Here is a 13,417-nt window from a genome sequence, read left to right on the forward strand (position 1 = left end):
TATGCTGGAAATCAAAAACCTGCACGTCAAACTTGAAGACGAGGACAAGCAGATCCTGAAGGGTCTGGACCTGACTGTCGAAACCGGCAAGGTCCATGCGATCATGGGCCCCAACGGCTCGGGCAAGTCGACCCTGAGCTACGTTCTGTCGGGCCGCGATGGCTACGAAGTGACCGACGGTTCGGCCACCATGGATGGCTTTGATCTGCTGGAAGCGGAAACCGAAGAGCGCGCCGCCGAAGGCCTGTTCCTTGCATTCCAATACCCCGTGGAAATCCCCGGCGTGTCGAACATGACTTTCCTGCGCACCGCCCTGAACGCACAGCGCAAGGCGCGCGGCGAAGAGGAAATGTCGGCGACCGACTTCCTGAAGATGGTCCGTGAAAAAGCAAAGTCGCTGAAGATCGATGCAGACATGCTGAAGCGCCCCGTGAACATGGGCTTCTCGGGCGGTGAGAAGAAGCGCAACGAGATCCTGCAGATGGCGGTTCTGGAGCCCAAGATGTGCATCCTCGACGAGACTGACTCGGGTCTGGACGTGGACGCCATGAAGCTGGTGTCGGACGGCGTGAACGCGCTGCGCGACGAAGGCCGCTCGTTCCTTGTGATCACCCACTACCAGCGTTTGCTGGACCACATCGTACCTGATGTCGTGCACATCATGGCAGACGGTCGCATCATCAAGACCGGTGGCCCTGAGCTGGCGCTGGAAGTTGAAAAGAACGGCTACGCAGACCTGCTGGCGGAGAACGCGTAATGGCGATCAAACGTGCACAGCTGAAGCAGCAGAAGCAGGACGCACTGGCCGCGCGCCAGCCCGCCTTGTCGATGCCCGAAGGCGGCGAGTGGATCACCGCTGCCCGCAAAGATGCCGCTGACCGTCTGGATGCGATGGGTCTGCCCATCCGCCGCGACGAATACTGGAAATACACCCGCCCCGACGCGTTCACATCAGCCGAGCCGGTTGCTGCGGCGCTGACTGATGATGCTGGCACGCAGGTGTTCGAGGGCGTGGACGTTCTGACCGTTGTCTTCCGTGATGGCGCCTTTGATGCGGATGCGTCCGACGATCTGGCGCTGGACGGTGTGGAAATCAGCCGCTTGGCCGACGCCGCACAGGCGGATATCCACTGGGCCAAGGACATCTACGGCGCACTGGAAACCGCAGGGCAGAACCCTGTTGAGCGTCCACTCGCGGCCCTGAACACCGCCTATGCGACCGACGGTCTGGTGATCCGTGCCACTGGCGCGGCGGCCAAGCCGATCCACGTGGTTTACGAGCGCAGCTCTGACACCTCGGACGCGGTTCTGCACCACGTGGTGAAGGTTGAAGAGGGCGCTTCCGTGACCCTGCTGGAAACTGGTGCCGCTGGCGCACGCGCCAATACCGTGACCGAAGCCGCGATCGCAGACACCGCAGCGTTCCATCACGTGCGCAGCCAAGGCCGCGATCAGGAACGTCAGCTGGTCACCCACATGTTCGCGCGTTTGGGCACCGAGAGCACCTTCAAGTCGTTCACCCTGACCCCGAACGGCAAGATGACTCGCAACGAGTGCATCATGGAGCTGACCGGCGACGATGCGATTGCCCACGTGGCAGGCGCGCTGATGGCGGATGGCAAGGATGTGCATCAGGACGATACCATCTTTATCACCCATGACGCCGTGAACTGCGAAAGCCGTCAGGTGTTCAAAAAGGTGCTGTCGAACGGTGCGACCGGCGTGTTCCAAGGCAAAATCTTGGTCAAGCAGGGCGCTCAGAAAACCGACGGCTATCAGATCAGCCAGTCGCTGCTTTTGGACGAGGACAGCCAGTTCCTCGCCAAGCCCGAGCTGGAAATCTATGCCGATGACGTGGCGTGTTCGCACGGCTCGACTTCGGGTGCGATTGACGAGGATGCGCTGTACTACCTGCGCGCCCGTGGCATCCCGCACCGCAAGGCTCAGGATCTGATGGTTCTGGCGTTCCTCGCCGAAGCTGTGGACGAGATCGAATCCGAAGAGCTGCGCGAGTCCATCTTGCGCCGCATCCGCCTCTGGCTGGATCTGGAAGACGATCTCTGATGTCGATCACGCGGGATATGGTCGCGACCTATCGCAACCCCGGACAGGTGTTCACACGCCTGTCCGCCATGGGCCAGCGAGAGGATCGCGCCCTGTTCTGGCTGATCGCCGCATGCGGTCTGACCTTTGTGGGGCAGTGGCCCAAAATCTCGCGAGAGGCATTTCTGAACGGTCAGGATTTCACCGAGAGCCTGACCGGTCCCTTGATGGCGTGGGTCTTTTTCGCGCCGCTTCTCTTCTACATTCTGGCGGGGCTGCTGCACCTGGTCGTCCGGATCGTCGGCGGTAAGGGCAAATCCTACGGCGCCCGTCTGGCGCTGTTCTGGGGCTTCTTCGCGTCTGTCCCGCTTTTGCTTCTCTATGGCCTGACCGAAGGGCTCGCGCCCGGCAGCGGCGTCGCGATTGTCGGGGCTTTGTGGCTTGTGGCCTTTGTCTGGTTCTTGTTCACGGGGCTCAAGGTCGCCTACTGGACGGGCCCACTTGCCTCTGCGTCAAGAGGCGCATAGTGACAGGCCATGACACTGAACACTTCTTTCCTCTGGCAGCTTATACTGGCCACCTTCCGCGATCCTGACGAGGTTGCCAAAGGGCTGCTCGCCATGAACCTGCCCACACGGGCGGTCTGGCTGTTGTTCGGGCTGACGGTGATTTCCAGCGTGATGATGTTCTTTGGGACCGAGTTGCTGCTGCCCACGGGCATGGGCTCGGTCCTGACGCCGTTCCTGCTGACTGTTATGATGGCCGCAAATCTTGGCATCATGTCATTGGCCATGCTGGGGGCAGGGCGCGCGCTTGAGGGGACGGCGCGGATGGACCAGATCGTCCTACTTATGTCGTGGACCCAAATCATTCTGATCGCCCTGCAAATCCCGCAGAGTGTTCTGGCCTTGGCCATTCCGGCTCTGGGCTCTCTGTTTTCCCTGATCGTGATCGGCTACGCGCTGTGGCTGACCGTCAGATTTATCAAAGTCGCACACGGGTTCGAGACAACAGGTCGCGCCATCGCTACGGTGGTCTTCGGCTTTGCCGGCATTACCTTCGGCATGATCATCTTGCTCGCCTTGCTTGGTGTGTAATCCTATCGGAGGCTCTGTCCTATGTTTGATGTAAACGCCATCCGCGCTGAATTTCCGATCCTGTCGCGGCAGGTGAACGGGAAGCCGCTGGTTTATCTGGACAATGGCGCCAGTTCCCAGAAGCCTCAGGTCGTCATTGATGCGATCACCCGCGCCTATTCCGAGGAATACGCGAACGTTCACCGAGGGCTGCACTACCTGTCCAACCTTGCGACCGAAAAATACGAAGGTGTCCGCGGGATTGTGGCCAAGTTTCTGAACGCCCCGTCCGAGGACGAGATCGTGATGAACACCGGCACGACCGAGGGCATCAACACGGTCGCCTACGGTTGGGCCATGCCCCGCATGGAAGCGGGCGACGAGATCGTCCTCTCGACGATGGAGCACCACGCCAACATCGTGCCATGGCACTTCCTGCGGGAACGTCAGGGGATCGTTCTGAAGTGGGTCGACCCCGAAGTGGATGGCAGCCTTGATCCGCAAAAGGTCATCGACGCCATCGGCCCCAAGACCAAGCTGGTTGCGATCACCCAAATGTCGAACGTTCTGGGCACCGTGGTGGACGTAAAATCCATCTGTGCCGCCGCCAAAGAACGCGGTGTTCCTGTGCTGGTCGATGGCTCGCAGGGCTCTGTCCACATGCCTGTGGACGTGCAGGATATCGGCTGCGATTTCTACGCGATCACCGGGCACAAACTGTATGGTCCCTCTGGCTCGGGTGCGATTTTCATTGCCAAAGAACGTCTGGCCGAGATGCGCCCCTTTATGGGCGGCGGCGACATGATCCGCGAAGTGTCCAAGGATGCGGTCAGCTACAATGACACCCCGATGATGCTAGAGGCCGGAACCCCCGGTATCGTCCAGCAAATCGGTCTGGGTGTGGCGCTGGACTGGATGATGGGCGTCGGAATGGAGAATATCGCTGCTCATGAGGCCGCGTTGCGTGACTACGCGCAGGAACGTCTGCTAGGCCTGAACTGGCTGCAAGTGCAGGGCACCGCGCCGGGCAAGGGCGCGATCTTCAGCTTCACCATGTCGGGGGCTGCGCATGCGCATGACATCTCGACCATCCTTGACAAAAAGGGCGTCGCCGTGCGCGCAGGTCACCACTGCTGTGGCCCGCTGATGGAACATCTGGGCATCACTGCCAGCTGCCGCGCGTCCTTTGCCGCGTACAACACCACCGCAGAGGTGGACGCTCTGGTCGATGCGCTCGAGCTGGCTCAAGAACTCTTGGGCTAATTTTGCGATTGCGGGGCTGTGATGGCCCTGCTATTCCCCCTTTAGGCACCCATAGCTCAGCTGGATAGAGCGCTGCCCTCCGAAGGCAGAGGCCTGAGGTTCGAATCCTCATGGGTGCGCCACTTTTCTTTCTAAGCCATTGTCAGAATTCAGCTCTTGCACGCGCAGGAGCCTTCAGAGACCAATAAAGTCTCAGGTGCGTTCGTCAAAGACGGCATGTTCTATTTCAGTTGGGGCGGTCCGACTGACCTGTCCCAGCACTTTTTGCCGCCGAATCCAGCATTCCCTCCGAACGAAGACGCCGTGCGTGGCCTATGCCAGTGCGCATCAGGCTACTCAGCAACCGGACGAATTTTGGTATCGTCTGAGGCTGCAGCAAATTGGCTTCCCGCAGCAGGACAGGCTCAGGCAATCGGGAGGAGGGGCAGCAGTGCGACCAACGCTCTCTAAACCGTCCCAAGCGACGTGCCTGAAGCTCTGAGAGGCGCGCTACTTCTCTCAATGGATCAAGGGGCATAGCGTCCCATGGTTGGCGCGAACCAAGGGTGTCTGGGCCAAATGGTGTTGGGCAATGTCTGCGCGTCACCTTTGGCCCAGACGGTCGCGATACCACCCCGTTCTGCGCCGTTACCTGCCTGTTCGGTTATGCGGCCGCGAGCTCTGGCAAGACGTGCGTGCCCATTTCCCCGATAACTGACTGGGTCGAACGGCGCGACGGTTTGAGGTTCAGGGCAACGTGTTGGACACCAAGATCGCGATGATGCAGCAACCGCTCGGTCAGCGCTTTTCGCCCGATCCGCACCACGTTGTAGCACCGCTGGTAGGGCGCGTCGGGGTTCGGGTCGAGGTCGAAGAATGTCGAGTAGCCGTAAGCGGGTGGGCGGCCATCTAGGGCAGAGGTTTTCAGTGCCGAGATGATTTCTCGGATGGCTGCGCTCTCATCCACCGCCCAAATCCAAGCATCTACATTTTGAGCCAGCCATTCGATTGGTTGTCCCGAGCGGCCTACAGCCATGATCGGCAGGCGGCCATGGATGGGCTTCGGAAGCATGTCGAGGGTACCAGAAAACGTTCCAAAACGGATCGTTTCGGCCTTGGGGAAATGATTTTCGGACAGAGTTCGGATGACCTCGATGGCCTCGCGGTAGCGCGCAGCCCGATCCTCAAAATCGATGTTGAAGGCGGGATATTCCACGGGGCGATCGCCGGTTGACAGACCCAGTACGAACCGCCCGTCGGTCAGTTGGTCGATGGATAGGGCTTGTTTGGCCACTGCCACTGGCTCCCGAAGGGGCAAAACGATCCCGGTGGTGCCGAGCGTGATGCGCTCGGTCACCGCCGCGAGATAGCCGGCGTAGACAAAGGGATCGAGCACCTGCGCTGCGTCGCCGAATTTCGGGTCATAAAATGGCACATCGCGAATCCAAAGACTGCTGAAGCCTGCGTCCTCAGCTTGCTTGGCAGCCTGTTGATGGTCTTTTAGCGTTGGGAAAGGACTGTCGGGATAGGCCTCGAGCGGTGTGATCAGGCCAATGGACAGGCGGCCCTTGGTGAACACGCGGGCAAAGCTGTCGGGTGTTGTTGTGGTGTCGAACATTGGGGAGCCTCGGTCAATCTTGGGGCCAAAGAACGTCCAACACGGACCGCTGGATGCGCCATTCACCGCTCACGCGGACATAGTCGTCCTCGTAGCGGCCCAGTAGCAGGAAGGGGTGCTGCGCGCCGGGACGGTCGGTGACAAAGTCCAGTAGGTAACAGCTACCATTCGAAGTGTCGGGGCCGGTCAGCGTGACCTCGTAGTTGGCGATGGCGTGGATAAATGGGAAATGTCCGGCGTTGCGAGTGTCGAACATCTGATAAGCATCGCGCTGGCTGCGCTTGATCTCGTCTAGTCCCTTCATCGTGCCCACGGTCATCTCCGCGTCTTCGGTAAACACTTCCTCCATCCGATCAGTTGCGTTGCCGTCCAGCAGGGCACTGTAGAGCAGACGTGGGGTGCGGATATATTCGCGGTCCAGCATTGCGGATATGCGGGCGTCTCGGGTGTCAGTCATTCTGATTGTCTTTCTCTTTGTCCCAAGTTGGGAAATCCGTGTATCCGGACGCGCCCGTGCCGCCGTAAAAAGCCTCGCGTGGGGCCGTAGCGATGGGCCAGCCGTTCTGCATTCGCTCGACGAGGTCAGGGTTGGCGATGAAAGGTTTGCCATAGGCGATTAGGTCCAGCGCACCGTCCTTCAGGGCTTGTTCACCAGTCTCTTGGGTGAAGCCGCCAGCGGCGATCAGCGTTCCAGTGAACGTTTTGCAGAACTGCGCGGGGAAGCCTTGGGGCATGGCCTCGCCACCGATGGTCAATTGGTCGCTGAGATGCACATAGGCGGGCTGGCGTGTTTCGAGCGCCTTGGCGACGGCAAGCCAAGTTTCGGCTTCATCGTCATACCCCTGCATCCCCGAGAGCCGTCCGAAGGGGGAAATCCGGACACCCACGCGGTTCATGCCGATCTCGGACGCCACGGCGTCGATGGTTTCCAGCATGAAACGCATGCGGTTCTCGATGCTGCCGCCGTAACGGTCGGTGCGCTGGTTAGAGTTAGCGTTCAGAAACTGCTCGAAGAGGTAGCTATTTGCACCATGGATCTCGACCCCATCGAAACCTGCGCGCATCGCACGGCGGGCAGCGGTCACGAAATTGTCCGTGATGCGGGCGAGCTCTGTGGTCAGCAGAGCACGGGGCATGGAGGCGGGCTGCTGCCCCGGTTTTCCATCCGGGCCTATAGCGAAGGAAAACGCCCCTTCGGCACGCTGCGCACTGGCGGAAACTGGCGCTGACCCATCCGGTTGCAGGGACGTGTGCGAAACGCGCCCAACGTGCCAGAGCTGCACGAATATGCGTCCGCCGCGGTCGTGCACGGCCTGAGTGACCTTGGCCCAGGCAGCCTCTTGTGTGTCGGTGTAGATGCCAGGGGTGTAGAGATAACCGGTGCCTTCCTGACTGACTGGCGCGCCTTCGGTTATCAGCAAACCCGCGCTGGCGCGCTGCGCGTAATAGAGCGCGGTCTGAGCGTCAGGTGCTCCTGTCGCCGCCCGAGAGCGGGTCATAGGAGCCATGACGATGCGGTTCGGCAGGGTCAGACCGGCAAGGTCGTAGGGGGTGAAGAGTAGGGACATGTTGTCGTCCTTGGATCAGGTTAGAGAAGGGAAACGCGGCAGCACGTCGCGTTCGAGATTGTCCAGAACCTCGGTCATGGGCCGGGGCGTGAAGCGGGGATTCAGCGCGATGTGGTTAACGCCGGCCTCTCTGGCGCGCTCCATGAACGCGGCCAATCCCTTGCTGCCGGTTCTGAAGCCAGCACGGATGCGTTCGAATGGGCGATCCCGGTCGCGGGACAGGTGCAGGAAACCGGCGATGCCATAGGGCTTGAAGGGCGCTCCGCTGGTGGCCCGCCACTCCGCCACGGCCTGCGGCAGATCAGGCTCGGCCGGGCTGGGGACGATGAGACCTTCCATATGCGCGCCGATCCATTTCAAAGCTTGCCCGGCGCGCCCGATAGCGATGGCAGGTGTTCGCCCGGCTGGGGGCTTCGGCAACACGTCGAAACCACCGGGGGACGCACCGAAGTACTTTATTTCGGAGGCCGGTGCATGGGTCTCGGTGAACTGGCGGTAAAGGTCGTAGGCCTCGCGAAACCGCTCTGCGCGGGTGTCGAAATCGATGTCGAACAGCGGATATTCCTTGGGGCGGTCGCCAGAGGACAGACCCGCAATCATGCGCCCGCCAGAAAGCTGGTCGATGCTTGCGATTTGTCGCGCCAGAAGGTTTGGCTCGCGGAAGGGAAGAACGATCCCTGCTGTGCCAAGGGTGATGCTGTCCGTCACAGCTGCGAGAGTCGTAATGTAGGTCAGCGGCTCGAAGACCTGTCCTGCATCGCCATATTGTGGATCAAAGAAAGGGATGTCGCGCATCCACAGACCGCTGATGCCGATCGCCTCGGCGTGGCGGGCGGTGTCCAAGTGCGCATCCATCGTCGGAACGCCGCTGTTCGGATAGGTCTCTAGGGGCATGATGAGGCCGAGGGTCATCTCACCGGGCGCAAATAGGCGTCGGAACCCGGGGTGCCGGGCAGGGGCGGTGGCGGCATCCGCTTCGGGCAGGGTATGGTGGGTCATCGGGCCTTCCTTTCAGAACGGCAATTTATTCCCTGCGTCAAAAATGATAATATGCGCCGTATTCCATTCATTCCGTCCTGAGGTTCCGCAATGAGAGAGGCCGAAGATCCCTTTGCCGGGGTGCGTGAGTTCGTTGAATCTGTGCGCACAGGGTCATTCACTGCCGCTGGCACCGCCGTCGGGCTAACGGGATCCGCTGTCGGCAAGAGCGTCACGCGGCTTGAGGCGCGGCTTGGCACGCAGCTTTTGCATCGCACAACGCGGCGGCTGTCACTGACCGCAGAAGGACAGCGCTATTTCGATGGCTGGGTGGGGATTCTGGCGGAAATCGAGGGCTTGGAGAACTCGGTTACAGAGGGCAGCGGGGGAATTTCGGGGCGGCTGAACATCCACCTGCCTGCGGCTTTTGGGCGACGCCACGTGATGCCGGTCCTGATGCGTCTGGCCCAAACCCACCCCGCGCTTAACCTCGCGGTGAGCTTTACCGAGCGGCGCGTCAATCTCATCGACGAAGGCGTGGACCTTGTGGTGCGGATTGGGGCGCTGCCCGATGACGCGGACCTCGTGGCGCGGCGGTTGGGGCGGCAGCGGCTGGTGATTTGTGCAAGCCCCGACTACCTAGAGAAGCATGGCACCCCGCAGACCGCAGCAGAACTGACCGAACACGACTGCATCATTGGCGCACGCCGCGAGGGCGTGCCTGCGTCGTGGTTGCTACGTCAGAAGGACGGTAGTGTGTCATCACAAGTGATCCGTGCGCGCCATGAACTCAGCGACGGAGATGCAATGCTAGAGGCAACGCTTGCAGGGGGTGGTCTGTCGCAGTTGCCGACTTGGCTAATCACCGAAGAACTCAGGACCGGAGCGCTGGTGACCGTTCTGGACTCTCTGGCAGGCGCCGAGATGCCGATCCACGCGGTTTGGCCACGGTCACGCTATCTAAAGCCAGCGCAGCGCGCCGTGATAGATATTTTGGCCTCGGATGCCGAGCGAACAGGGTCCGGTTACTGGGTTTAGCCGTGGTTGGATTTGCCCGCAGTCAGACTGACGTCTGTGATCCCTTTGTTTCCGGTGTTTGTTCTCACGATGACGCTCTGATCCATGCGACCAGTCCTTATGAAATAATGGGCATTATGCATCGACGGACGCGCTGCAGACCCGCTTTTTGATCTATTCTGCGCATGACTGCATGCCAGAATCTTGCATAAACGTGCGTGCTCTCAGTGGGTACCAAGGGCCAAAGACAACGCACGGAGCAGGCCTTGACCGACATTCCCCTGATACAGAAGGATAAGATGACACGCGGCGCGTGGGGCGCGGTGTGGTCTATGTCACTTTGCGTGGCGATGCTGATCGCGTCAGAGTTCATGCCGGTCAGTCTACTGACCCCAATGGCCGAGGGGCTTGGCGCGACCACTGGACAGACCGGGCAGGCGATTTCCATCAGCGGGCTCTTTGCGGTGGCCACCAGCCTTGCGATCACCACGGTCGCGGGGCGGATCAACCGCAAGACCGTGCTGGTCGTTCTGACGGCACTGATGCTGATCTCGCTGCTCGGCGTATGCGTTGGCGGGTTCTGGTCGCTGGCGACCTCTATCCTGATGCGCCTGGTGCCGGAGCATGACGTGCCGCGCGCGCTCGGCCTAATGTATGGCGGGCAGGCAATCGCGGCGGCCTTTGCCGCGCCGTTGGGCAGTTATCTGGGCGATATCGTAGGATGGCGCGGTGTATTTTGGGCGCTGACGCCGGTGGTGGCGCTGAACCTGGTTTGGCACCTCGTTGCATTGCCGTCGCTGCCCGTGACGACGCGGGCGAGCTTTGCCACGTTCGGCAGGTTGCTCGGGCGTCGCCATTTCCGACTGGATTTGATCGCTATAACCTTCACTTGGGGCTCGGCCTTTACAATGTTCACCTACCTGCGGCCTTTTCTGGAACAGATGACGGGTGTTGGCGTCGATTTGCTGTCGGTGTTGCTGCTGGTGCTGGGTGGAGCGGGCTTTGTTGGCTCGTCGCTCTCGGGCCGGCTGTTCGGTGGGCGGGTCGAGCGGATGCTTTGCCTGCCCGCTTTGGTGATGGGCAGCTGCACTGCCGCGCTGCTGATCGCCGGGGGATCAGTGATCGCGGTGGGCCTGCTGCTGGCGATCTGGGGGGCGATGAACACCGCCATGTCGGTCATCTGGATGAGTTGGATGTCGCGCAACGTAGACGACCTACCCGAAGCGGCGGGCGGGCTGATGGTCGCAGTGATCCAAGCGTCAATCCTGATGGGCGGCGTCATCGGGGGCTTCTTGCTGGATCTATGGGCAATCGAGGCCACTTTTGGCGGAAGCGTCCTTCTGGCGCTTGTCGCGCTTGCGATCACAGGAACGGGTCGCCAACTTTTGAAACCAAACACGGAGAGCTGAGCCATGATGATTAAACCCAACCGCCGCGCTGTTCTGGTCGGTGCCGCTGCGCTCATGGTCCCCGCGGTGGCACGTGCACAATCGCTGCGGGTGCGCGTCAGCTTCAACGACCAACAGGTGACCTATCAGCTGTCCGACAACCCGACGGTGCGGGACCTCGTCTCTATGCTGCCCGCTGAGCTGGAGATTCAGGATTTCTCGACCAACGAGAAGATCGTCCATTTGCCGCGCCGCCTCGACGAAGGTGGATTCGAGGCGTTCAGTGACGAGACTCCGGGCGATCTGTGCTACTTCCTCGGGTGGGGTAACCTCGCGCTGTTCCACGATGACTATACCTTCCGCGACGACCTCATTCGACTGGGTCATATCGAAGGCGACGTAGCCCCCTTGCTGCATAAGGGCACCTATCCCGTTCGGATTGAAATGATTTGAAAAGGGCGCGGATGCGCCGAGTCTTTTCACGATCCTCTCCGGGATGGTGGCTATGGTCATAGGGGGCGCTGGGGAAAGCGGCTGTCTGCGCGGTACGTCACGGGTCTTTGAAGTTTGGCACCGGGCAGGGGGCTGTCGTCGGGGCTGCGACCGCTGCTTTGCGTGTCCCCCGAGATCAGCTGAAGACCACCCAGCACACAGGCTCCAACGAAATCACGACGTAAAGTTTTGATGACGCGCTTGCTGGCCTCGGCTGCGCCGATCGGTCCTTGGCCTATCCGATCAGAGGGTGGGACCTTTCGTGCCGATGCTAGACGATCACACCGTTCTAGGCGGGGACTCGGACGTGCGTTGTCCGTGCCTTCAACAGACCGGCAAGGGCCGTCACTAGGGCAAAGCAGATCACTGCCGTTTCCGGCCCATTCCACTCCAATAGAAAGCCGAACAGGGGGGCGCCAGCGGTTTGCCCAATTGCGATGGTTAGAAACCCGATCATCAGGCCAGTCGCTGGACGATCGGGCAGGGCATTGGTGCCCCAGATCAGGTGGACGCCCGTCAGCATCACATAGGCGGCGCCGAAAAGGACCCCGCCAAGCAATGCGGGAATGGCGCCGATACCCGCCCCTGTCGCCAGTATTGTGGCCGACATCAAACCAAGGAAAGTCCGGTGGATGCTTTCGAGCCCGAACCGGTTCACCAGTGTTCCGGCCCAGGCTCCGGCGACGCCGCCGACACCGATACAGGTCCAGAGCATCCGACACCTTTGGGGCCCCATGCCATCTGCTCGGCGACGAGTTGTCCACCAAAGGACCACAGCGCAGTACTTGCCGCGCCCATCAGGAAAGACGACGCGATCAGGCGCTTGACCGCCCCGGTCAGGCGGGGCACGAAGCCAGCCTTGGGCGCACCAGATGCGGAGGGAAGCGCAATCGCTGCGGCTATCGCCAGCATCACAGCCACCACGGCAAATGCGCCAAAGGCCAACCGCCATTCGCCCGCTATAGCCAATGCGATCGGGCCGGACAGCGCAACACCGGCACTGGTGCCTGCATTGATCACGGTATTGGTTAGGTCCTGCCTGTTCTTTTGCACCGCTGCAGCGACGGCGGCAGCCATTGGGGGCGATGCTAGTCCCGTGCTCGATCCGGCAACGACAACGGCGATCGCAAGGATCAGAGGCGACGGGGCCAGCGCAATTGCCGCCATACCAAAAGCGGCAAACAATGCCGCTGTGACCAGAACGGCCCGAGCGCCAATCCACTCAGTCAGCGCGGCAGAGGCGATAATTGCAAGGCAGTAACCGGCGAACGAACCGCCCGAGATCATGCCGCTTAGCGATGCTCCTAGACCGAGTTCTGTGTCGATCTGCGGCAGAAACAGCCCGAAGGCAAAGCGGGCAAAGCCGTAGCAGACCGCGATGAGGGCAAAGCCCGTCGCGCCGATGCGCAGTGCCGGGCTCATGGCTTTGCGCTTTCGACCAAAGTCGCTGCGGCAACACGTGCTGCGGTGACGGCCTCTGTGCCGCGATAGACCGCCGCATGGGATGCGCCTTCGAAAAGGATCAGGATCTGGTCCGACAGCGCTTGATCTTCTCTTCCCAAATCCATCGCGACAATTCGGCCGATGCGCTGGGTGAAAACGATCTTGTGCGCCGTCACCGCCTCGGAGATTTCGGGGGTGTCGCCGCCAGTCTCAGCCCGTGTGCGCAGGAAGAGACAGCCTCGGTTGCCTTCGATCCGCACCCAGTCTTCGAGCGCTGCGAACAGGGCGTCCACGCTCTGCACTTCGATCCGCGCCATAAAACGTCGGTCACGCTCAGTCAGGACGCGCGCCATGAGCTGAGCCTTGCTGCCCGCATGCTTGTAGAGCGTCCGGCTCGACATACCCGCCGCCTCGGTCAGTTTGTCTATACCGGTCGCCATGTAGCCGTGCCGGTCAAAGAGCTGCTCCGCTGCTGCGGTGAGTTTTTGGGTCTGGTCCATGCGCGGGTGTCCTTCGTTGTTCGAAGGGTGATGTAAAACGATCGTTTTACAT

At 60.9% G+C, this 13,417-nt stretch carries 15 protein-coding genes and 1 tRNA gene; 9 read left to right on the forward strand and 7 right to left on the reverse strand.

Features of this window, described 5'->3' with window-relative positions; translation table 11 throughout:
• Position 1 precedes the first annotated feature (1 nt).
• The 6 genes from sufC to N4A58_RS08850 all read left to right on the forward strand — a co-directional run bounded on the left by sufC (position 2) and on the right by N4A58_RS08850 (position 4,504).
• Positions 2-757 (forward strand): Fe-S cluster assembly ATPase SufC, encoded by a 756-nt coding sequence (gene sufC / locus N4A58_RS08825; RefSeq protein ID WP_293708966.1) that lies wholly within the window; start codon positions 2-4, stop codon positions 755-757.
• Positions 757-2,064 (forward strand): SufD family Fe-S cluster assembly protein, encoded by a 1,308-nt coding sequence (locus tag N4A58_RS08830; protein WP_293708967.1) that lies wholly within the window; start codon positions 757-759, stop codon positions 2,062-2,064. The genes sufC and N4A58_RS08830 overlap by 1 nt, the downstream gene beginning before the upstream one ends.
• Entirely contained in the window at positions 2,064-2,570 is a 507-nt protein-coding gene (locus tag N4A58_RS08835) for a YIP1 family protein (protein WP_293708968.1), read from the forward strand. Before N4A58_RS08830 ends, N4A58_RS08835 begins: the two co-directional genes overlap by 1 nt.
• A 9-nt stretch (positions 2,571-2,579) precedes the next feature.
• Positions 2,580-3,140, forward strand: coding sequence for a YIP1 family protein (locus N4A58_RS08840; RefSeq protein WP_072706903.1), 561 nt, complete (start codon positions 2,580-2,582; stop codon positions 3,138-3,140).
• Between the two features lie 21 nt (positions 3,141-3,161).
• Positions 3,162-4,382 carry a cysteine desulfurase gene (locus N4A58_RS08845; RefSeq protein WP_293708969.1) on the forward strand — a complete coding sequence of 407 codons (1,221 nt, stop codon included), beginning with the start codon at positions 3,162-3,164 and terminating at the stop codon, positions 4,380-4,382.
• 45 nt (positions 4,383-4,427) lie between these two features.
• Positions 4,428-4,504, forward strand: a tRNA-Arg gene (locus N4A58_RS08850).
• A 521-nt stretch (positions 4,505-5,025) separates the two neighbouring features.
• Here N4A58_RS08850 and N4A58_RS08855 read toward each other — a convergent pair.
• The 4 genes from N4A58_RS08855 to N4A58_RS08870 are packed head-to-tail and all read right to left on the reverse strand — an operon-like array spanning position 5,026 to position 8,546.
• Positions 5,026-5,979 carry a TIGR03571 family LLM class oxidoreductase gene (locus N4A58_RS08855; RefSeq protein ID WP_293708970.1) on the reverse strand — a complete coding sequence of 318 codons (954 nt, stop codon included), beginning with the start codon at positions 5,977-5,979 and terminating at the stop codon, positions 5,026-5,028.
• Positions 5,980-5,992: 13 nt separating this feature from the next.
• The gene (locus N4A58_RS08860) at positions 5,993-6,436 is read right to left on the reverse strand and encodes a nuclear transport factor 2 family protein (protein WP_293708971.1); all 444 of its coding nucleotides are present in this window, start codon (positions 6,434-6,436) and stop codon (positions 5,993-5,995) included.
• Complete coding sequence (locus tag N4A58_RS08865; RefSeq protein WP_293708972.1) at positions 6,429-7,547, reverse strand: alkene reductase; 1,119 nt, start codon at positions 7,545-7,547, stop codon at positions 6,429-6,431. Before N4A58_RS08865 ends, N4A58_RS08860 begins: the two co-directional genes overlap by 8 nt.
• A 15-nt stretch (positions 7,548-7,562) precedes the next feature.
• Complete coding sequence (locus N4A58_RS08870) at positions 7,563-8,546, reverse strand: TIGR03571 family LLM class oxidoreductase (RefSeq protein ID WP_293708973.1); 984 nt, start codon at positions 8,544-8,546, stop codon at positions 7,563-7,565.
• A 90-nt stretch (positions 8,547-8,636) separates the two neighbouring features.
• On the opposite strand from N4A58_RS08870, the gene N4A58_RS08875 reads away from it, so the two are divergent.
• The 3 genes from N4A58_RS08875 to N4A58_RS08885 all read left to right on the forward strand — a co-directional run bounded on the left by N4A58_RS08875 (position 8,637) and on the right by N4A58_RS08885 (position 11,383).
• Positions 8,637-9,563: a LysR substrate-binding domain-containing protein gene (locus tag N4A58_RS08875; protein ID WP_293708974.1), complete on the forward strand. Its 927-nt coding sequence runs from the start codon at positions 8,637-8,639 to the stop codon at positions 9,561-9,563.
• Positions 9,564-9,808: 245 nt separating this feature from the next.
• Positions 9,809-10,951 carry an MFS transporter gene (locus tag N4A58_RS08880; RefSeq protein WP_293708975.1) on the forward strand — a complete coding sequence of 381 codons (1,143 nt, stop codon included), beginning with the start codon at positions 9,809-9,811 and terminating at the stop codon, positions 10,949-10,951.
• Positions 10,952-10,954: 3 nt separating this feature from the next.
• Positions 10,955-11,383, forward strand: a complete 429-nt coding sequence (locus N4A58_RS08885) for a cyclophilin-like fold protein (protein WP_293708976.1) — start codon at positions 10,955-10,957, stop codon at positions 11,381-11,383.
• A 328-nt stretch (positions 11,384-11,711) separates the two neighbouring features.
• Here the strand turns inward: N4A58_RS08885 and N4A58_RS08890 are convergent, their stop codons facing one another.
• The 3 genes from N4A58_RS08890 to N4A58_RS08900 are packed head-to-tail and all read right to left on the reverse strand — an operon-like array spanning position 11,712 to position 13,365.
• Positions 11,712-12,137, reverse strand: coding sequence for a YbfB/YjiJ family MFS transporter (locus N4A58_RS08890; RefSeq protein ID WP_293708977.1), 426 nt, complete (start codon positions 12,135-12,137; stop codon positions 11,712-11,714).
• Positions 12,077-12,844, reverse strand: a complete 768-nt coding sequence (locus tag N4A58_RS08895) for an MFS transporter (protein WP_293708978.1) — start codon at positions 12,842-12,844, stop codon at positions 12,077-12,079. The genes N4A58_RS08890 and N4A58_RS08895 overlap by 61 nt, the downstream gene beginning before the upstream one ends.
• Positions 12,841-13,365: a TetR/AcrR family transcriptional regulator gene (locus N4A58_RS08900; RefSeq protein ID WP_293708979.1), complete on the reverse strand. Its 525-nt coding sequence runs from the start codon at positions 13,363-13,365 to the stop codon at positions 12,841-12,843. Before N4A58_RS08900 ends, N4A58_RS08895 begins: the two co-directional genes overlap by 4 nt.
• Positions 13,366-13,417 lie beyond the last annotated feature (52 nt).

This window comes from Donghicola sp. (assembly GCF_025210255.1).
Taxonomy (GTDB): domain Bacteria; phylum Pseudomonadota; class Alphaproteobacteria; order Rhodobacterales; family Rhodobacteraceae; genus Donghicola; species Donghicola eburneus.